We start from the raw sequence: 18,991 nt of genomic DNA, 5'->3' as shown, positions 1-18,991 counted from the left end.
GGCAGGATGAACTGGTATGGAATGCGGGCACATGAAGTGGAAGAAAGAACGAATACGAATGTAAAGGTTGGACTTACAGAGAAAGAAGCAGAAGGGCGCGTAAAGAAATTTGGTACTAATGAATTAGAAGAAGCAAAAAGGCCTTCTGCACTAATGGTATTTTTAGCACAGTTTAAAGATTTCATGGTACTCGTTTTGTTTGGAGCAACAATTGTTTCTGCGTTTTTAGGTGAATACATTGATTCTATTGCTATTGTTGCCATTGTTATTATCAATGGTATTCTCGGATTTTTTCAAGAAAGAAAAGCTGAAAAATCATTGGAAGCTTTAAAGGAACTAGCCGCTCCACAAGTTACTGTAATGCGGAATGGAAAGTGGGTAAAAGCACCATCTAAAGCACTTGTTTTAGGTGATATTATTAAGTTTTCCAGTGGTGATCGTATTGGGGCTGATGTGCGTCTTGTTGAAGCATCAAGTTTATATATTGAAGAGTCTGCTTTGACAGGGGAGTCCGTACCTGTACAAAAGAAGGTAGAAGCATTGCAAGGGCAAGATGTTGCAATTGGTGATCAAAAAAATATGGCTTTTATGGGGACAATGATTACGCGAGGATCTGGTACAGGAGTCGTTGTAGCAACTGGTATGAATACAGCGATGGGGCAAATTGCAAATATGTTACAAAATGCAGAGCAAATGGAAACACCACTGCAAAGAAGGTTAGAACAGCTCGGAAAAATATTAATTATTGTGGCTCTTATTTTGACAGCACTCGTTGTATTAGCTGGTGTGTATCAAGGGAATGAAGTATATCATATGTTTTTAGCTGGTGTGTCTCTGGCTGTTGCGGCTATTCCAGAAGGGTTGCCGGCAATTGTTACAGTAGCTTTATCACTTGGTGTACAGCGTATGATAAAAAAGAGAGCAATTGTACGAAAGTTACCAGCCGTAGAAACGTTAGGTTGTGCTTCCGTTATATGTTCTGATAAAACGGGAACAATGACGCAAAACAAAATGATGGTAACACATATGTGGTCAGGCGGAGAACTGTGGAAAGTGACAGGGCAAGGATATGAACCTAACGGCTCTTTTATGAAAGGTGAAAAAGAAGTGAATCCAGCTAAGACAAAAGCACTTTATCAGCTACTTACATTTGGTTCACTATGTAACAATGCAAATATTATTCAAAAGAAAAAGGCGTACGTATTAGATGGAGATCCAACAGAGGGAGCGCTTGTAGCTGCAGCAATGAAAGCTGGGATAACACGTGAGGCATTGAAAGGGAAATTTGAAGTTATTCGTGAATTTCCATTTGATTCAACTCGAAAAATGATGAGTGTTATTGTACGAGATCGAGAGGGGAAAAAGTTTATTGTTACGAAGGGAGCACCGGATGTTCTTTTACAAATGAGTCAAACGATTTTATGGGGGGATAAGCAACAGCCGTTAAGTGAGCTATATAGAAAAGAAGTACAGGCGGCTATTCATAGTTTAGGTAGTCAAGCGCTTCGAACAATTGCAGTTGCGTTTAAACCTTTAAAAATAACGGATTCTATTGAACATGAAAGAGACGTTGAAAGAGATTTTATGTTAGTTGGGATACAAGGTATGATTGACCCACCAAGACCAGAAGTGGCGCAGGCGGTAAAAGAGTGTAAAGAAGCTGGTATTCGAACAGTAATGATTACAGGTGATCATAAAGTGACAGCAATGGCGATTGCTGAACAATTAGGAGTTTTGCCACCAGATGGACGCGTTGTTGAAGGAGTAGAACTCGCGAATATGGATGTGGAGGAATTAGAAAATGTTGTAGAAGATACGTATGTATTCGCTCGTGTATCACCTGAACATAAATTAAAAATTGTTAAGGCACTGCAAAATCAAGGGCATATAGTAGCGATGACAGGTGATGGAGTGAACGATGCTCCAGCTATAAAAACAGCGGATATTGGGATAGCGATGGGGATTACAGGGACAGATGTTGCAAAAGAAGCCTCTTCACTTGTTTTACTAGACGATAATTTTGCTACAATTAAGTCAGCGATTAAAGAAGGAAGAAATATATACGAGAACATACGTAAGTTCATCCGATATTTATTAGCATCAAATGTTGGAGAAATTTTAGTTATGTTATTTGCGATGTTACTTGCATTACCCCTGCCGATGGTTCCTATTCAAATTTTATGGGTGAACTTAGTTACTGATGGTTTACCAGCGATGGCATTAGGTTTGGATAAGGCTGAAGGAGATGTGATGAAGAGAACGCCGCGCCACCCGAAAGAAGGGGTATTCGCTAGAGGGCTTGCGTGGAAAATAATAAGTCGAGGTTTTTTAATTGGGGCAGTGACGTTAGTAGCGTTTATTATTGCGTATAACCAACATCCAAATGAACTGAAATATGCACAAACTGTAGCGTTCGCGACGTTGGTACTTGCTCAGCTTATTCATGTATTTGATTGTCGTAGTGAGCATTCTGTCTTTCATCGTAATCCATTTGGGAACGTGTATTTAGTAGGGGCGGTTATCATTTCATTACTACTCATGCTAGTGGTGATATATTATCCACCGTTACAACCGATTTTTAGCACAATGCCGATACAAGCAAGAGATTGGTTATTAATTGGAGGTTTGTCATCAATTCCGACTTTCTTACTAGTAGGTTCTTTATTAACAGGGAAAAAGGCGAAAAAGAAAAAGCCAATGTTATATAAGAAGGGATTAAACTTGAAATAGTCAATGTTATGAAAATGTGATATAATTTACAGAAGGTAGTAGAGCCTTGTCTCTATTACCTTTTTCATTGAGTTATTTTATGGCTTGGATGTGATAAAAATGATTTCTAGTATGACAGGGTTTGGAAGATCGAAAGTAGAAAGTGATACTTTTCAAATTACAGTAGAAATGAAATCGGTGAACCACCGTTTTTTAGAGATGAGTATTCGACTTCCTAAGCAAATGATGGTATTTGAGGACAAAATTCGTAAAATAATTGCACAGCAAGTTCGACGTGGACGCATTGAAGTGTCTATTAGTATAGCAGGTGAAGGACTTGTTGAAAGAAAATTAAGTGTGAATTGGTCACTTCTTGAGCAGTACCAATCGATGATGGAAGATATAAAAGGAAAGTTTCAATTACAAGATTCTATTACACTCGAGCAATTAATGGCAATGCCAGAAGTAACAGCAATTGAAGAAATAGAAAATGTAAATGAACATTTTGAGAACAGTTTATATGAGGCTGTTCGTCAAGCTGCTCATATGTTGAAAACGATGAGAGATGACGAAGGAGAACGATTACATAAAGATATAGCGTATCGTTTACAAGAGATTAGCAATTGTGTAAATGCAATTATTCCACATGCACCAATTGTTACACAAAAATATCGTGAACGATTAGAAAATCGCTTAAAAGAATTACATAATCAAGAGTTAGATGAACAAAGATTGCTAACAGAAGTCGCAATCTTTGCAGAGCGTTGTGATATTCATGAAGAGTTAGTTCGTTTGCAAAGTCATTTAGAGCAATTTCGTGAAACATTGCAGATTGAAGAGCCTGTTGGAAGGAAAATGGATTTCATCGTGCAAGAGATGCATAGAGAAATTAATACGATTGGTTCTAAGGCAAATGACTTAACAATTTCAAAATATGTTGTAGAAATGAAAAATAACCTTGAAAAAATTCGTGAACAAGTACAAAATATTGAGTAGCTTTCAAAAAATATATAAAGTTATACGTGGTGGAGAAATCGGATAGACTTACTAGGAGGCGCAAACTATGGCCATGCGGTTTTTAAATATTGGATACGGAAATATTGTATCTGCTCATCGAATTATTGCTATTGTAAGTCCGGAGTCAGCTCCTATTAAACGAACAGTACAAGAAGCACGCGAACATAATGCTTTGCTTGATGCTACGTATGGGAGAAAAACAAGGGCGGTTATTGTTATGGATGATGGGCATGTTGTATTAAGTCCAATTCAACCAGAGACGATTGCACATCGTTTGAATAATAAAGAAGATTTAAGTGAGGAAGGGTAGGTTTTACATATTTATGAGAAGTAGAAGAGGATTGCTCATCGTTCTTTCAGGGCCTTCTGGGGTTGGAAAAGGAACGGTTCGTAAAGAGCTGTTTAGCCATGAGGATACACGTTTTCAGTACTCTATTTCAGTAACGACACGTAAGCCGCGTGAAGGTGAAGTAGATGGTGTGGATTATTTCTTTAAAGAAAGAGAAGAATTTGAGGAAATGATTCGTAATGAAAGATTACTTGAGTGGGCTGAGTTCGTAGGTAATTATTACGGAACACCAATTGACTATGTTGAAAAAACATTACAAGAAGGAAAAGATGTATTCTTAGAAATTGAAGTGCAAGGAGCAATTCAAGTTAAGAAAGCTTTCCCAGAAGGTGTATTTATTTTCTTAGCACCTCCAAGTTTATCTGAACTAAAGAGCCGTATTGTCGGACGTGGTACAGAGACTGAAGATGTTATTGAAAATCGTTTAACTGTAGCGAAAGAAGAAATCGAGATGATGGACGCTTACGACTATGTAGTAGAAAACGATCAAGTTGAATTAGCTTGTGATAGAATTAAAGCAATTGTGGTTGGCGAACATTGCCGCCGCGAAAGGGTAGCAAAATATTATAAAGAAATGACGGAGGGTCTATAATTATGTTAAATCCATCAATTGACTCATTACTACAAAAAATCGATTCTAAGTACACATTAGTAACAGTGGCTGCAAAACGCGCACGTGAAATGCAACTTGCTAATAACTGTGTTGTAGAGCAACCTGTTTCTCATAAATGTGTAGGTAAAGCATTAGAAGAAATCGATGCAGAAGCATTAAGCTACGTACCAAGTGAAGATAAAGTAGCTGAATAAGCCTTTGCCTTCGACAAAATAAAACATAGACTTTATAATTTTCTATGTAACGGTAACAACCTATTTACAAGTAGGTTGTTATTTTTTTACGAAAGGAATGAAATATTGGTACTGACGAGCTGGGAATTCTATTTCAGTATTATAAGTTTGAAAAAGAAAGAGGACGAGTCATATGCTAAAAGGGAAAAAGATACTTCTATGTGTAACAGGAGGCATTGCGGTTTTTAAAGCAGCTGCGTTAACGAGTAAATTGACACAATCTGGCGCGATTGTAAAAGTAATGATGAGTGAGTCGGCAATGAAGTTTGTTACGCCTCTTACATTCCAAGCGCTTTCTCGCCATGATGTATATACGGATACGTTTGATGAGAAAGACTCGGCTGTTATTGCTCATATTGATTTAGCAGATTGGGCGGATGTTGTACTTGTCGCACCTGCTACTGCCAATTGTATTGGAAAGTTAGCTGGTGGTATTGCAGATGATATGATTACAACTACTCTGTTAGCTACTACAGCCCCGGTATGGATTGCGCCTGCTATGAATGTGCATATGTATGAAAATAAAATTGTTCAAAAAAATATGATGACATTGAAAACGCTAGGATATACATTTATTGAGCCTGGGGAAGGCTTTTTAGCATGTGGATATGTAGCGAAGGGACGACTAGAAGAACCTGAAGCGATTATTGCACGGTTAGAGGAAGCTTTCTCAGAACACAAACCATTGCAGGGAAAAAGAATATTAATAACTGCTGGCCCAACACGTGAAAAAGTTGATCCAGTTCGTTTTATGACGAATTTTTCTTCTGGAAAAATGGGGTATGCGATTGCAGAAGTGGCGGCGAATTTAGGCGCTGATGTTATACTCGTTTCAGGACCGACAGCATTAAATCCACCGTTACATGTAACGACAGTGCAAGTGGAATCTGCACAAGATATGTTAGAAGCAGTTCTTCAACATTATCAAAACGTAGACGTTGTCATTAAAACAGCAGCAGTTGCAGATTATCGTCCGAAATATGTTCATGATAATAAAATGAAAAAGCAAAATGGTGATGCTGTCATTGAACTCGAAAGAACGGTGGATATTTTAAAAACGTTAGGTCAGAAAAAGGATAAACAGTTACTTATCGGTTTTGCTGCTGAAACGACAAATGTAGAGGAATATGCAACGAAAAAACTACGTGAGAAAAATGCAGATATGATTGTCGCGAATGATGTAAAAGCGCAAGGAGCTGGATTTGGCACGGATACGAATATTGTAACAATGTATAGAAAAGATGGAAAAGTTATTGAGTTACCACTTTTACTGAAAAAAGAGGTAGCTCGTGAAATATTAAAGCAAATTGAAATGATGTTAGAAGATGATCGTTTATGAAATTTGCAAGTGTAATTGTTGATGTACCTGCCCGTCAGACAGATCGACCATTTGATTACATTATCCCTGAAAAATGGGAAGATATTGTACAGACAGGAATGCGTGTAGTAGTTCCGTTTGGGCCAAGGAAATTACAAGGTTTTATTATTGGGATTAAAGATTCGGTGGATGTAGAAAGTAAGAAGTTAAAGACAATCCATGAAATATTAGATGTAACACCGGTTTTAAATGATGAATTATTAAAGCTTGGATATTGGCTTACAAGTGAAACGTTATGCTACATGATTTCAGCTTTTCAAGTGATGCTTCCAACTGCGATAAAAGCAACGTATAAAAAACGTCTACAAATTTGTAAGCAGGAAGAAATAGCATCTGAAATACTATATTTATTTCAGGATAAAGAAGCAATTGATTTTGAAGTAATCGAGCAGCAGCCACATTTATACCGGACTATTCAACAAGAAATTAAAAATGGTACGGTTGAAGTCGTTTATCAAGTGAAAGATAAAGTACAAAAGAAGAAGCAAAGAGTTGTTCAGCCGGAGTTGCCAGAAGATAAATTGGAATTAGCGGCATTTGAACTGAAAAGTAAAAAACAACAAGATGTACTTTATTATTTTGTGGAAAATTATAAAAGTGTACCGTTGAAAATAATTACAGAAGAGTTACAAATAACAGATGCTCCAATAAAAGCACTTGTTAAAAAGGGCTTCATTTCAGAAAATTATGTGGAAGTATACCGAAATCCGTATGACGATGATGATTTTGAACAAACGAAACCATTTCCACTTACGGAGGAACAAAAACAAGTTATTACACCGATTTTATCATCAATTACAAATGAAACTTATAATCCATTTTTACTATATGGTGTTACAGGAAGTGGAAAGACAGAAGTATATTTACAATCTATAGCAGCAGTGCTCGAGAAAGGAAAAGAAGCTATCGTTCTTGTTCCTGAAATTGCACTAACGCCCCAAATGGTGGATCGTTTTAAAGGTAGGTTTGGCTCGCAAGTTGCAGTTCTTCATAGTGCGTTGTCTGTTGGAGAAAAGTATGACGAGTGGCGTAAGATTTTAAGAAAAGAAGTGAAAGTTGTAGTTGGTGCGCGTTCAGCCGTTTTTGCGCCTTTTGAGAATTTAGGGATTATTATTATTGATGAAGAGCATGAATCAAGTTACAAACAAGAAGATAATCCGAGGTATCATGCAAGAGATGTAGCTATCTGGAGAGGGCAATATCATAAATGTCCTATCGTTCTTGGTAGTGCGACACCAACACTTGAATCGTTTGCAAGGGCGAAAAAAGGTGTTTATGAACTACTAACAATGGAAAAACGTATGAATGAACAAGCTTTACCAACGGTAGAGATTGTTGACATGCGAGAAGAACTTCGTGACGGGAATAGATCAATGTTTTCTAAGGCGCTGCATGAAAAAATAGCAGATCGATTAGAAAAGAAAGAACAGATGGTACTATTTTTAAATAGAAGAGGTCATTCTACATTTGTTATGTGCCGTGATTGTGGGTATGTTGTACAATGTCCGCATTGTGATATTTCATTGACATATCATAAAATGAATCATCGTTTAAAATGTCATTATTGTAGTTATGAAGAAAATATGCCAACTGAGTGTCCTGCTTGTCAAAGTACATACATTCGTTTCTTTGGTACAGGTACACAAAAGGTAGAAGAAGAAATTACAAAACTATTTCCAGAGGCGCGAGTCATTCGAATGGATGTAGATACGACAAGTCGAAAAGGAATGCATGAAAAATTATTAAAGGCATTTGGGGAAGAAAAAGCAGATATATTACTTGGAACACAAATGATTGCTAAAGGATTAGATTTTCCGAAAGTAACTCTTGTTGGGGTTTTAACTGCAGATACGATGCTTCACTTACCTGATTTTCGGGCAAGTGAAAAGACATATCAGTTATTGACGCAAGTAAGTGGACGAGCGGGTAGACATGAATTGCCAGGGGAAGTTGTGATTCAAACGTATACGCCAGAACATTACAGTATAGAGTTAGCAAAGAACCAACAATATGATGTGTTTTTTGACCAAGAAATGCAAATGAGGCGAACAAGACAATATCCCCCATATTACTATGTTGTACTCATAACCGTATCTCATCCAGAATTATTAAAAGCGGTGCAAGTGACGGAAAAAATTGCCTCGTATTTACGAACGCATTGCTCACAGCAAACAATGGCGTTAGGACCAGTTGCTTCAGCAATTCCAAGGATAAAAGATAGATATCGTTATCAATGCATGATAAAATACAAACGGGAACCAAACTTAAAGAACGTGCTCAAAATGGTAAATGAACATTATCAAGCAGAAATGCAAAAAGAGCTACAAATCTCAATTGATTTTAATCCAACAATGTTAATGTAGCGGAGGGAAATATGGCAGTTTTAGAAATAATAAAGCATCCAAATGAAGTGTTAGAAACACCATGTGAAAGAGTAATTAACTTTGATAAAAAGTTAGTGAAATTGTTGAAAGATATGCATGAAACAATGTTAATTGCGGACGGAGTCGGTTTAGCTGCGCCTCAAGTAGGTGTAAGCTTGCAAGTAGCGGTTGTTGATGTCGATGATGATACTGGGAAAATCGAGTTAATCAATCCATCAATATTAGAAAAACGTGGTGAACAAGTAGGTCCCGAAGGCTGTTTAAGCTTCCCGGGACTTTATGGTGAAGTAGAACGTGCCGATTATATTAAAGTAAGAGCGCAAAATCGCCGTGGGAAAGTATTTTTATTAGAAGCGGAAGGATTTTTAGCGCGTGCAATTCAACATGAAATCGATCATTTACACGGTGTTTTATTTACATCGAAAGTGACAAGATATTATGAAGAAAACGAACTAGAATAGGTGTTAAAAGGAGCGGTTTTTAAATGATAAAAGTAGTGTTTATGGGAACACCGGACTTTTCAGTGCCGGTGCTTCGTCGTCTTATTGAAGATGGCTATGAGGTAGTAGGTGTTGTGACGCAACCTGATCGTCCAGTAGGTAGAAAAAAAGTATTAACACCTACACCTGTTAAAGTTGAAGCGGAAAAACATGGTATCCCTGTGTTACAGCCGTTAAAAATTCGTGAAAAAGATGAATATGAAAAAGTATTGGCATTAGAGCCAGATTTAATTGTAACAGCTGCATTTGGTCAGATTGTACCAAATGAAATTTTAGAAGCACCGAACTATGGATGTATTAATGTCCACGCTTCTTTACTTCCTGAACTTCGTGGTGGTGCACCAATTCATTATGCAATTATGGAAGGTAAAGAAAAAACTGGTATTACAATTATGTATATGGTAGAAAAATTGGATGCTGGTGATATCTTAACGCAAGTGGAAGTGGAAATTGAAGAGCGTGAAACGACAGGCTCATTATTTGATAAATTAAGTGAAGCTGGAGCACACCTTCTATCTAAAACAGTACCTTTATTAATTCAAGGTAAGTTAGAACCGATTAAACAAAACGAAGAAGAAGTAACGTTTGCTTACAATATAAAACGTGAACAAGAGAAAATTGATTGGACAAAAACAGGTGAAGAAGTATACAATCACATTCGCGGATTGAATCCATGGCCAGTTGCTTATACAACTTTAGCAGGACAAGTTGTTAAAGTATGGTGGGGAGAAAAAGTGCCTGTAACTGAACCGGCTGAAGCAGGTACGATTGTTGCAATCGAAGAAGATGGTTTTGTTGTAGCAACTAGTAATGAAACAGGTGTTAAAATTACTGAATTGCAACCTTCTGGTAAAAAGCGTATGAGTTGTTCACAATTTTTACGTGGAACAAAACCTGAAATTGGAACGAAGTTAGGAGAAAATGCATGAGACAAAATGTTCGTGAATTAGCTCTTGATGGTTTAATTCAAGTGGAAAAAAGTGGTGCATATAGCAACTTACTTTTAAATAATCTAATTGAAAAAAGTGCAATTGATAGAAAAGATATTGGTTTATTAACTGAAATTGTATATGGAACGATTCAACGTCGTGACACATTAGATTATTATTTACAGCCTTTTTTAAAAAAGAAGGTTGAGGCGTGGGTAAGAGTATTGCTTCGCTTATCTTTATATCAAATGATTTATTTAGACCGAGTGCCAGAAAGAGCGGCTATTCATGAAGCGGTTGAGATTGCAAAGCGTCGCGGGCATAAAGGAATTGCTGGTATGGTGAACGGTGTATTACGTTCGATTCAGAGAGAAGGTGTACCTTCTGTAGATGAAATCAAGGATCCAGTAGAACGTCTTGCAATTGCGACGAGTCATCCAGTTTGGCTTGTACAAGAGTGGACTTCTGCATATGGCTTAGAAACTGCAGAGAAAATGTGCGAAGTAAACATGTTACCACCTGTACCAACAGCACGTGTGAATGTTGATAAGGTAACGGTAGAAGAAGCGATTGAGTTGTTGGCAAGTGAAGGTATAGAAGCAAAACGTGGTGACTTGTCAGATGATGCAATTCAGATTGAAAGAGGAAATGTAGCGCATACAGAAGCGTTTAAAAAAGGATTTCTTTCTATTCAAGATGAAAGTTCTATGCTTGTAGCACGCGCTTTAGAACCGAATACGGGAGATGCAGTTCTTGATAGTTGTGCTGCTCCAGGCGGAAAAACAACGCATATCGCGGAACGATTAAAGGGAACTGGTAAGGTCATGTCCCTTGATTTACATGCACACAAAGTACGTTTAATTAAACAGCAAGCAGAGCGACTTGGTCTAGAAAATGTCGAAACAAAAGCGCTAGATGCTAGAAAAGTGCAAGAGCACTTTGCAAATGAAACGTTTGATAAAATATTGGTAGATGCACCGTGTTCTGGATTTGGTGTAATTAGACGTAAGCCTGATATTAAGTTAGGAAAAGATAAAGGCGATAGTGAAAGATTATCGACGATTCAACTTGCGCTACTAGAAAAAATAGCACCATTATTAAAACAAGGCGGTCGTCTTGTTTATAGTACGTGCACAATTGAGAAAATAGAAAATGAACAAGTAATAGATAAATTTTTAAAAGAACATCCTGAATTTGAATGGGATACTACGATAAAAGAACGTATGCCAGAAAAATTAAGTCCGTATATTAATGAAGGTCAAGTACAAATTTTACCGCATTATTTTGCAACGGATGGCTTTTATATTGCTTGTTTAAGGAAGAAGGTGTAGCATCATGGAAACAACTGTAAGAAAACAAAAGAAAAATGTAGAAACGAAGAAACCATCAATTTACTCTTTACAACTTCATGAAATGCAAGATTGGTTAAAGGAACAAGGAGAACCGAAGTTCCGCGCTGGACAAATTTTTGACTGGCTATATAAAAAACGTGTAAAAAATTATGAGGATATGTCAAACCTTTCTAAAGGATTGCGTGATAAATTGTCGAATTCCTTTGATATTACTACTTTAAACACGTTAGTAAAACAAACGTCTTCAGATGGAACGATTAAATTCCTATTCCAATTATATGACGGATATTCTATTGAAACGGTATTAATGCGACATGAATATGGAAATTCCATTTGTGTAACAACGCAAGTTGGTTGTCGTATTGGATGTACGTTCTGTGCTTCGACACTTGGTGGACTAAAACGAAACCTAGAAGCTGGAGAAATCGTAGCGCAAGTAGTAGAAGTTCAGCGTGCGCTTGATGAAACAGAAGAACGTGTAAGTTCTCTTGTTGTTATGGGAATTGGAGAACCATTTGATAACTACGATAATTTAATGGGATTCTTACGCATCACTAACCATGAAAAAGGACTTCATATTGGTGCTAGACATATGACTGTTTCGACGAGTGGAATTATCCCGAAAATTTATAAGTTTGCTGAAGAAGAACTACAAATTAATTTTGCGATTTCATTGCATGCTCCAAACTCAGAATTACGTTCAAAGTTAATGCCGATTAACCGTGCTTATAAATTACCGGATTTAATGGAAGCTATTAAATACTATGTAAATAGAACAGGGCGCCGTATTACTTTTGAATATGGATTATTTGGAGGAGAAAATGACCAAGTTGAGCACGCTGAAGAGCTTGCTGCGCTCTTAAAAGGTGTAAAATGTCATGTAAACTTAATCCCGGTAAACTACGTACCTGAACGTGATTATGTACGTACACCACGTGAGCAAATTTTCTTGTTCGAGAAAACGTTAAAAGATCGTGGAGTGAATGTAACGATTCGCCGTGAACAAGGTCATGATATTGACGCAGCCTGCGGTCAGTTGCGTGCGAAGGAGCGCAAAGAAGAGACGAGGTGACGAGATGAAAGCCGTATTTCTATCGGATAAAGGAAAAGTTCGTCAACATAATGAAGATAGTGCAGGAGTTTTTCACAATTTAGATGGAAATGTTTTAGCGGTAGTAGCAGATGGAATGGGAGGTCATCGAGCTGGTGATGTAGCTAGCTCGATGGCCATTCAATTATTCCATGATTATTGGAAGCAAACGCATAATATGAATGAACCGAAAAAAGTAGAACAATGGTTACATACTAGTGTTGGGATTATTAATGAGCGCATATATGAATACGCTCAGCAAAATGTAGAATGTAATGGTATGGGAACAACGCTTATAATAGCTGTTTGTACACCAAGTTTTGTGACGATAGGGCATATAGGAGATAGTCGTTGCTATATGGTATCAGAAGGAGAAATGACGCTTGTAACGGAAGATCATTCGCTTGTAAATGAGCTTGTGAGACATGGTGAAATTTCAAAGGAAGATGCAGAGTATCATCCGAAAAAGAATGTGTTATTAAGAGCGCTAGGAACAGAAGAAAAAGTTGGATTAGATGTTAAAACGTTGGTGCTTGAGGAAGATGATCAATTACTTCTTTGCTCTGATGGGTTATCAAACAAAGTTTCTATTGATGATATGCAACAAATTTTACAGTTAAATGAACAGCTTGAAGGTAAAGGGCAGCGTCTCATTCAATTGGCGAATGATCGCGGTGGAGAAGATAATATCACACTTGTTCTTATTGATTATGCGGGTTCGACAAACGAAAGTAGGTGAAGTGCAACGTGCTGATTGGAAAACGCTTAAATGACCGTTATAAGCTGCTGAAAATGATTGGTGGTGGCGGAATGGCCAATGTATATTTAGCTCATGATGATATACTTGGCCGAGATGTAGCGGTAAAAATATTAAGACTCGACTACTCAAATAACGAAGAGTTTATTAAACGTTTCCATCGAGAAGCGCAGTCTGTTACAACGTTGTCGCATCCAAATATTGTGAATATGTATGATGTCGGAGAAGAAGATGGTATATATTATCTTGTCATGGAATATGTACCCGGGCAAACATTGAAGCAATACATAATTGAGCGAGGTATGTTACCTATAGGAGAAGCTCTTGATATTATGGAGCAGTTAACATCCGCCATGGCACACGCCCATCATTTTGAAATTGTGCATCGTGATATAAAGCCGCACAATATTTTAATTCGAGCTGATGGAATAATAAAAGTAACAGATTTTGGAATTGCGACAGCTACAAGTGCAACAACAATTACACATACAAATTCAGTACTGGGTTCAGTCCATTATTTATCACCAGAACAGGCACGTGGTGGGATAGCAAATAAACAATCGGATATTTATTCTCTTGGAATAGTTATGTTTGAATTGTTAACAGGAAGACAACCGTTTTCTGGCGAATCTGCTGTTGCTATAGCTTTAAAACATTTACAAAGTGAAATCCCATCACCAAAAAGATGGAATGAAAATATTCCGCAAAGTGTTGAAAATATTATATTAAAGGCAACTGCAAAAGATCCTTTCCATCGATATCAATCTGCCAATGCGATGAAGCGAGATATTGAAACTGCGCTATATCCAGAGAGGATAAATGAGCAACCATTTTACATACCAGAAGATATGGAAGCGACGAAAGCGATTCCGATTATTCAACAAGAACAATTATTTGAAAATGTAAGTGATGAAACGATTGTTTTAAAAGGGAGTAAGGTGGAAGAACCGATAAGAGCAGAAGCAGCTGAGTTAGATAAGAAGAAAAAACGGAGTAACAAGTGGCTTAAAGTTTTAATTTCAACATTTTTATTTTTAGCAATAGGAATAACATTAGCGCTTACGGTTATTCCAGGATTATTTATTCCGAAAGATGTGAAAGTTCCTGATGTGGCTGGTATGAAATACACGACAGCTGTAAATACGTTAGTAGAAAAGGGCTTTGAGGTGACGGAGCCTAATATTGTATATACAGATGATATTGAAGTTGGGGATGTAATAAAAACGGAACCTGTAGCAGGAAGAGTCGTAAAAGAAAACGCTAAAATTACTATCTATCAATCAGGTGGAAAAAAGAAAAGTAAGATGGCGAATTTCACAGGGAAAAACTTTGAGAGTGTAAAAGCTGAGTTAGAAGAAAAATATAAACAAGTTACAGTAAATTATATTGAAAATGATAAGCCGAAAGGTGAAATTGTAGAGCAAATTCCGACGCCTGATCAAATGGTTATAGAAGCGGAGCAAGAACTGAAAATCTGGGTAAGTAAAGGTCCTTATCAAATTAGACCAGGTGACTTTTCGGGGTGGACTGAAAATAGTGTAACTGGTTATTTGAATGAGAGAAAACTAACGTCAGATATAAAACGAGAGTATTCAGATTCAGTCGAAAAAGGACTTGTAATTTCGCAATTTCCAAAACCAGGTACACCATTAAAAGAGGGAGATAAAGTAACTATTATTATCTCTGATGGTCAAAAGCCTAAAGTGACTAAAACGGTAAAAGTGGACAATATCTCTATCCCATATGAGCCTGCTGTAACAGGTGAAAAAAAGCCGCAAACAATAGAAATTTATAAAGAAGACATGCAGCAAAAAATGGATAGACCGGTTGAAACGAGAACAATTACTGAATCAGCGACTATTTCTTTAGAATTTGTAATTCAAGAAGGTTCAAAGGGACACTATAAAATTGTACGAGATGGAGTAACGATTATTGATAAAGAAGTACCATATCCAACTTAATAATAGTGAAAGTCTACTTATTATTATTATTATTATTATTATTATTATTATTGCCTGTTATGCTGTCTACAAAGTGGACGGTATAGCAGGCAAAAATATATGATTCAAAAAGCTAGTAAAGTGATGCAGCTGTAATTATTTTTTTGCATTTAATGGGAAATTTAATGTATATTAGCGAAAGTATATATGGTAGGTTTTGAAATCGTTATTTGGAAAATTTAAATCCATTCATTTTTAAATTCAGCATCACCTTATACAAAAAAAGGAGAATTCTATGCCAGAAGGAAAAATTATAAAAGCTTTAAGTGGGTTTTATTACGTGCAGCATGAAGAAGGGGTTACGCAATGTCGTGGGCGAGGTGTATTTAGAAAAAATAAAATTACACCACTTGTAGGAGACCAAGTTGTTTTTCAGGCAGATAATCCAACTGAAGGTTATGTGCTTGAAGTGTTTGATCGAAAAAATGAACTTGTTAGACCTCCTATTGCTAATGTCGATCAAGCGATCCTTGTGTTCTCTGCAGTAGAACCAGATTTTAATCCTGGACTGTTAGATCGATTTTTAGTGCTGATTGAATATCATAACATTAAACCAATTATTTGTATTAGCAAGATGGATTTAGTAGATGAAAAGATGAAAGCAACTGTTGAAGCATATGCGAATGATTATCGTGAGATGGGTTATGATGTTTTATTTACTTCTATTAATACGTCAGAAAGTATTGATATATTAAAACCATACTTAGAAAATTGTGTTTCTGTCGTTGCGGGTCAATCTGGTGTTGGGAAATCTTCAATGCTTAATGTGCTACGTCCAGAATTAGAGCTGAAAACAAATGATATATCCTCCCATTTAGGACGCGGGAAGCATACGACAAGACACGTAGAATTAATTGCAATTGGGAGTGGACTAGTAGCGGATACACCGGGTTTTAGTTCACTAGATTTCATTGATATAGAAGTAGAAGATCTTACATATTGTTTTCCAGAGTTGAAAGAAGCGAGCCAATACTGTAAATTTAGAGGGTGTACACATCTTTCTGAACCGAAATGTGCTGTGAAAGCTGCGGTTGAAGAAGGGAAGATTACAGAATATCGCTATAAGAACTATAAACAATTCGTAGAAGAAATTAGAGAGAGAAAGCCGAGGTATTAGTTATGATTAAAATTGCACCATCGATTTTATCAGCAGATTTTTCAAAATTAGGGGAAGAGATTAAAGATGTAGAAAAGGGCGGAGCGGATTACATTCACGTTGACGTAATGGATGGACACTTCGTACCAAATATTACGATTGGACCATTAATTGTAGAAGCTATCCGTCCAATTACATCATTACCATTAGATGTACATTTAATGATTGAAAATCCTGATAACTATATCCCGACTTTCGCACAAGCGGGAGCGGATATTATTACTGTTCACGTAGAGGCGTGTCCACATCTGCATCGTACAATTCAGTTAATTAAATCTCACGGTATTAAAGCGGGCGTTGTATTAAATCCACATACGCCAGTTTCAGTGATTGAGCATGTATTAGAAGATATAGATATGGTATTACTTATGACAGTAAACCCTGGATTTGGTGGACAGAAGTTTATCCATTCTGTATTACCGAAAATTAAACAAGTTGCAGACATGGTGAAAGAGCGCAATCTAGAAGTAGAAATTGAAGTTGATGGTGGTGTAAATGCTGAAACAGCAAGACTTTGTGTGGAAGCAGGAGCAAATGTACTTGTAGCTGGATCAGCAGTATACAATCAAAAAGACCGCGGTGAAGCAATTCGCGTAATTCGTGGGTAGTGATGAACTTTTATCCTAGTAAGGTATTCATAGGATAGGGTAAAAATATGTAAAAAGGCAATCTACCGAATGGCAGATTGCCTTTTTACAATGGAAGGGGAAGAAAAAATGATTATTCATATTTTGGCAGGAGGACCTTCGGAATATTGCGCAGATTTTGCTCGATATGAGAATGAGGAAGTAGTGTGGGCTGCGGTTGATAGGGGAGTATACCGTCTATTAAAGAAAGGGATTACCCCGGCTGTTGCGTTTGGAGATTACGATTCAGTTACTGAAGAAGAATTAGTATGGATGGGACAGCAAACGAACGAATTACATGTTGTTCCGCGGGAAAAAGATCAAACGGATTTAGAAATTGCAATCAACTGGGCATTAGGACAGAAGCCGGCACTAATTCGTATTTTTGGTGCTACCGGTGGAAGACTTGATCACGGTTTGGCAAATATACAAATGCTTTTAAAAGGGTTAGAAGTAGAGATAGAAATGTGTATTTTGGACAATAAAAATGAAATAACAGTTAAAAAAGTGGGTACACATATAATTGAAGGAAATAAAAATTTTCCTTATGTATCTTTTGTACCAGTTACTGAAATAGTGGAAGGGATTACATTGTTTGGTTTTAAGTACCCTCTTACTAATAAAACAATAGAGTGGGGATCAACACTTTGTATTAGTAACGAACTCGTTGAGGAAAAAGGTACTTTTTCATTTACTTCTGGCATATTAATGTTGATAAGAAGCACTGATTGAAGAAACAATTTTGCTCCTTACATCATATAGTGACCAAGTGGAGTAATGGGGATTAGGAGGGAAACCATGAGATTTTATACAATTAAGTTACCTAAATTTCTTGGTGGAATTGTTCGTGCAATGTTAAATACCTTCAAAAAAGATTAAAAAAAGCACCTATCACCGGTGCTTTTTCCATTGTTATAGTAAAAAAAGAGCCTATCGGCTCTTTTTTTTATTATTAAACACGTTCGATTTTGCCAGATTTTAATGCTCTAGCAGAAACGTAAACACGTTGAACTTTTCCGTCGATGCGTACGCGAACTTTTTGAAGGTTAGCGCCCCACTTACGTTTTGTAGCGTTCATTGCGTGAGAACGAGAGTTACCAGAACGAGCTTTTCTTCCAGTAATAGCACAAACACGAGCCATTTATATTTCCCTCCCTTGATACCTTACCATACGTAATTTTTCAATGTTAGTCTTTTATGCGATGCTAAAAACACTACTATAATTTAACACAACTAAAAAGAGAATGCAACACCGTAGAAAAAAGAAATCAAGAAAATTTACTTGACACTATATGTCAATGAAGAAAAGTTAAAATCCATAAAAATTGCTTGACATATTATAGTGGTACATGTTGTATAATAACAATGGACTATTTTGCTCATCATAAAAAAGTGTAATTTAAAACATAAAATATGAGAGTGAAAAGAAAGAACGATGGAATTTTCTTTAAAAAGATTATATGATAGTAACTAAAGTAGTCTAGCTCACTTTCACCATTTATGAAGGGGGAAACGAGATGTCAATTGAAATTAAAACGAAGTACGGTCAAATTGATATTAGTACAGATGTAATTGCAACAATTGCTGGAGGTGCCGCGGTAGATTGCTACGGTATCGTAGGTATGGCATCAAAAAATCAGTTAAAAGATGGATTAACAGACATTTTACGAAAAGAAAACTTCACTAGAGGTGTTATTGTTCGTAAAGATGAAGATGAAGTACATATTGATATGTATATTATTGTGAGCTATGGTACGAAAATTTCAGAAGTGGCACATAATGTGCAGACGAAAGTGAAATATACATTAGATCAAACTGTAGGACTAGCAGTAGATTCTGTAAACATCTACGTACAAGGAGTTAAAGTAATAAACTTGTAATGTGCATTAAGGAGGAAA

19 protein-coding genes are annotated in these 18,991 nt (G+C 36.7%); 18 read left to right on the top strand and 1 reads right to left on the bottom strand.

The annotated features are described in order from the left end of the window. The first annotated feature begins 6 nt into the window (after positions 1-6). From OXT04_RS06770 to spoVM, 17 genes are all read left to right on the top strand, one after another. The gene (locus OXT04_RS06770; RefSeq protein ID WP_267414047.1) at positions 7-2,730 is read left to right on the top strand and encodes a calcium-translocating P-type ATPase, SERCA-type; all 2,724 of its coding nucleotides are present in this window, start codon (positions 7-9) and stop codon (positions 2,728-2,730) included. A gap of 99 nt (positions 2,731-2,829) precedes the next feature. Next, positions 2,830-3,705 carry a YicC/YloC family endoribonuclease gene (locus OXT04_RS06765; RefSeq protein ID WP_000625865.1) on the top strand — a complete coding sequence of 292 codons (876 nt, stop codon included), beginning with the start codon at positions 2,830-2,832 and terminating at the stop codon, positions 3,703-3,705. Positions 3,706-3,772: 67 nt separating this feature from the next. Beyond that, on the top strand, positions 3,773-4,036 hold the full coding sequence (gene remA, locus OXT04_RS06760; RefSeq protein WP_001251456.1) for an extracellular matrix/biofilm regulator RemA: 264 nt from the start codon (positions 3,773-3,775) through the stop codon (positions 4,034-4,036). 13 nt (positions 4,037-4,049) lie between these two features. Continuing rightward, a complete protein-coding gene (gene gmk / locus OXT04_RS06755; protein ID WP_001257742.1) occupies positions 4,050-4,667 on the top strand; it encodes a guanylate kinase in 618 nt (205 codons plus the stop codon). Between the two features lie 2 nt (positions 4,668-4,669). Then, positions 4,670-4,882 carry a DNA-directed RNA polymerase subunit omega gene (rpoZ, locus tag OXT04_RS06750; protein ID WP_000933961.1) on the top strand — a complete coding sequence of 71 codons (213 nt, stop codon included), beginning with the start codon at positions 4,670-4,672 and terminating at the stop codon, positions 4,880-4,882. Between the two features lie 172 nt (positions 4,883-5,054). Next, positions 5,055-6,260 carry a bifunctional phosphopantothenoylcysteine decarboxylase/phosphopantothenate--cysteine ligase CoaBC gene (gene coaBC / locus OXT04_RS06745; RefSeq protein WP_000911748.1) on the top strand — a complete coding sequence of 402 codons (1,206 nt, stop codon included), beginning with the start codon at positions 5,055-5,057 and terminating at the stop codon, positions 6,258-6,260. Then, positions 6,257-8,662 carry a primosomal protein N' gene (gene priA / locus OXT04_RS06740; RefSeq protein ID WP_267414045.1) on the top strand — a complete coding sequence of 802 codons (2,406 nt, stop codon included), beginning with the start codon at positions 6,257-6,259 and terminating at the stop codon, positions 8,660-8,662. Before coaBC ends, priA begins: the two co-directional genes overlap by 4 nt. Before the next feature lie 11 nt (positions 8,663-8,673). Further along, positions 8,674-9,144 carry a peptide deformylase gene (def, locus tag OXT04_RS06735; protein ID WP_000279455.1) on the top strand — a complete coding sequence of 157 codons (471 nt, stop codon included), beginning with the start codon at positions 8,674-8,676 and terminating at the stop codon, positions 9,142-9,144. Between the two features lie 23 nt (positions 9,145-9,167). Beyond that, positions 9,168-10,112 carry a methionyl-tRNA formyltransferase gene (gene fmt, locus OXT04_RS06730; RefSeq protein WP_000598809.1) on the top strand — a complete coding sequence of 315 codons (945 nt, stop codon included), beginning with the start codon at positions 9,168-9,170 and terminating at the stop codon, positions 10,110-10,112. Then, positions 10,109-11,443 carry a 16S rRNA (cytosine(967)-C(5))-methyltransferase RsmB gene (gene rsmB / locus OXT04_RS06725; protein ID WP_097822643.1) on the top strand — a complete coding sequence of 445 codons (1,335 nt, stop codon included), beginning with the start codon at positions 10,109-10,111 and terminating at the stop codon, positions 11,441-11,443. The genes fmt and rsmB overlap by 4 nt, the downstream gene beginning before the upstream one ends. Before the next feature lie 4 nt (positions 11,444-11,447). After that, entirely contained in the window at positions 11,448-12,536 is a 1,089-nt protein-coding gene (rlmN, locus tag OXT04_RS06720) for a dual-specificity RNA methyltransferase RlmN (protein WP_000450550.1), read from the top strand. Between the two features lie 4 nt (positions 12,537-12,540). Beyond that, positions 12,541-13,293 (top strand): Stp1/IreP family PP2C-type Ser/Thr phosphatase, encoded by a 753-nt coding sequence (locus OXT04_RS06715; RefSeq protein ID WP_000648708.1) that lies wholly within the window; start codon positions 12,541-12,543, stop codon positions 13,291-13,293. Positions 13,294-13,301: 8 nt separating this feature from the next. Next, positions 13,302-15,272, top strand: coding sequence for a Stk1 family PASTA domain-containing Ser/Thr kinase (gene pknB, locus OXT04_RS06710; protein WP_097822644.1), 1,971 nt, complete (start codon positions 13,302-13,304; stop codon positions 15,270-15,272). Between the two features lie 274 nt (positions 15,273-15,546). Then, complete coding sequence (rsgA, locus tag OXT04_RS06705; protein ID WP_001113932.1) at positions 15,547-16,428, top strand: ribosome small subunit-dependent GTPase A; 882 nt, start codon at positions 15,547-15,549, stop codon at positions 16,426-16,428. Between the two features lie 2 nt (positions 16,429-16,430). Further along, complete coding sequence (gene rpe / locus OXT04_RS06700) at positions 16,431-17,075, top strand: ribulose-phosphate 3-epimerase (RefSeq protein ID WP_000589974.1); 645 nt, start codon at positions 16,431-16,433, stop codon at positions 17,073-17,075. 69 nt (positions 17,076-17,144) lie between these two features. After that, complete coding sequence (locus OXT04_RS06695; protein ID WP_141549607.1) at positions 17,145-17,825, top strand: thiamine diphosphokinase; 681 nt, start codon at positions 17,145-17,147, stop codon at positions 17,823-17,825. A gap of 66 nt (positions 17,826-17,891) precedes the next feature. Next, positions 17,892-17,972 (top strand): stage V sporulation protein SpoVM, encoded by an 81-nt coding sequence (gene spoVM, locus OXT04_RS06690; RefSeq protein ID WP_001213599.1) that lies wholly within the window; start codon positions 17,892-17,894, stop codon positions 17,970-17,972. A 73-nt stretch (positions 17,973-18,045) separates the two neighbouring features. Here the strand turns inward: spoVM and rpmB are convergent, their stop codons facing one another. Next, complete coding sequence (rpmB, locus tag OXT04_RS06685; RefSeq protein WP_000124776.1) at positions 18,046-18,234, bottom strand: 50S ribosomal protein L28; 189 nt, start codon at positions 18,232-18,234, stop codon at positions 18,046-18,048. A 376-nt stretch (positions 18,235-18,610) separates the two neighbouring features. Here rpmB and OXT04_RS06680 point away from each other — a divergent pair, with 376 nt between their 5' ends. Further along, positions 18,611-18,973: an Asp23/Gls24 family envelope stress response protein gene (locus tag OXT04_RS06680; RefSeq protein WP_000021109.1), complete on the top strand. Its 363-nt coding sequence runs from the start codon at positions 18,611-18,613 to the stop codon at positions 18,971-18,973. Positions 18,974-18,991: the final 18 nt, after the last annotated feature.

It is taken from the genome of Bacillus sp. GC_Bacil_1 (genome assembly GCF_026540675.1).
GTDB lineage: Bacteria > Bacillota > Bacilli > Bacillales > Bacillaceae_G > Bacillus_A > Bacillus_A cereus.
This window is presented reverse-complemented; position numbering and strand designations above follow the sequence as displayed.

What these genes read in the sequence shown, in the direction of transcription:
- OXT04_RS06770 (WP_267414047.1), top strand. Translation starts at nt 7, where the DNA reads ATGAACTGGTATGGAATGCGGGCACATGAAGTGGAAGAAAGAACGAAT.
- OXT04_RS06765 (WP_000625865.1), top strand. Translation starts at nt 2,830, where the DNA reads ATGATTTCTAGTATGACAGGGTTTGGAAGATCGAAAGTAGAAAGTGAT.
- remA (WP_001251456.1), top strand. Translation starts at nt 3,773, where the DNA reads ATGGCCATGCGGTTTTTAAATATTGGATACGGAAATATTGTATCTGCT.
- gmk (WP_001257742.1), top strand. Translation starts at nt 4,050, where the DNA reads ATGAGAAGTAGAAGAGGATTGCTCATCGTTCTTTCAGGGCCTTCTGGG.
- rpoZ (WP_000933961.1), top strand. Translation starts at nt 4,670, where the DNA reads ATGTTAAATCCATCAATTGACTCATTACTACAAAAAATCGATTCTAAG.
- coaBC (WP_000911748.1), top strand. Translation starts at nt 5,055, where the DNA reads ATGCTAAAAGGGAAAAAGATACTTCTATGTGTAACAGGAGGCATTGCG.
- priA (WP_267414045.1), top strand. Translation starts at nt 6,257, where the DNA reads ATGAAATTTGCAAGTGTAATTGTTGATGTACCTGCCCGTCAGACAGAT.
- def (WP_000279455.1), top strand. Translation starts at nt 8,674, where the DNA reads ATGGCAGTTTTAGAAATAATAAAGCATCCAAATGAAGTGTTAGAAACA.
- fmt (WP_000598809.1), top strand. Translation starts at nt 9,168, where the DNA reads ATGATAAAAGTAGTGTTTATGGGAACACCGGACTTTTCAGTGCCGGTG.
- rsmB (WP_097822643.1), top strand. Translation starts at nt 10,109, where the DNA reads ATGAGACAAAATGTTCGTGAATTAGCTCTTGATGGTTTAATTCAAGTG.
- rlmN (WP_000450550.1), top strand. Translation starts at nt 11,448, where the DNA reads ATGGAAACAACTGTAAGAAAACAAAAGAAAAATGTAGAAACGAAGAAA.
- OXT04_RS06715 (WP_000648708.1), top strand. Translation starts at nt 12,541, where the DNA reads ATGAAAGCCGTATTTCTATCGGATAAAGGAAAAGTTCGTCAACATAAT.
- rsgA (WP_001113932.1), top strand. Translation starts at nt 15,547, where the DNA reads ATGCCAGAAGGAAAAATTATAAAAGCTTTAAGTGGGTTTTATTACGTG.
- rpe (WP_000589974.1), top strand. Translation starts at nt 16,431, where the DNA reads ATGATTAAAATTGCACCATCGATTTTATCAGCAGATTTTTCAAAATTA.
- OXT04_RS06695 (WP_141549607.1), top strand. Translation starts at nt 17,145, where the DNA reads ATGGCAGATTGCCTTTTTACAATGGAAGGGGAAGAAAAAATGATTATT.
- spoVM (WP_001213599.1), top strand. Translation starts at nt 17,892, where the DNA reads ATGAGATTTTATACAATTAAGTTACCTAAATTTCTTGGTGGAATTGTT.
- rpmB (WP_000124776.1), bottom strand. Translation starts at nt 18,234, where the DNA reads ATGGCTCGTGTTTGTGCTATTACTGGAAGAAAAGCTCGTTCTGGTAAC.
- OXT04_RS06680 (WP_000021109.1), top strand. Translation starts at nt 18,611, where the DNA reads ATGTCAATTGAAATTAAAACGAAGTACGGTCAAATTGATATTAGTACA.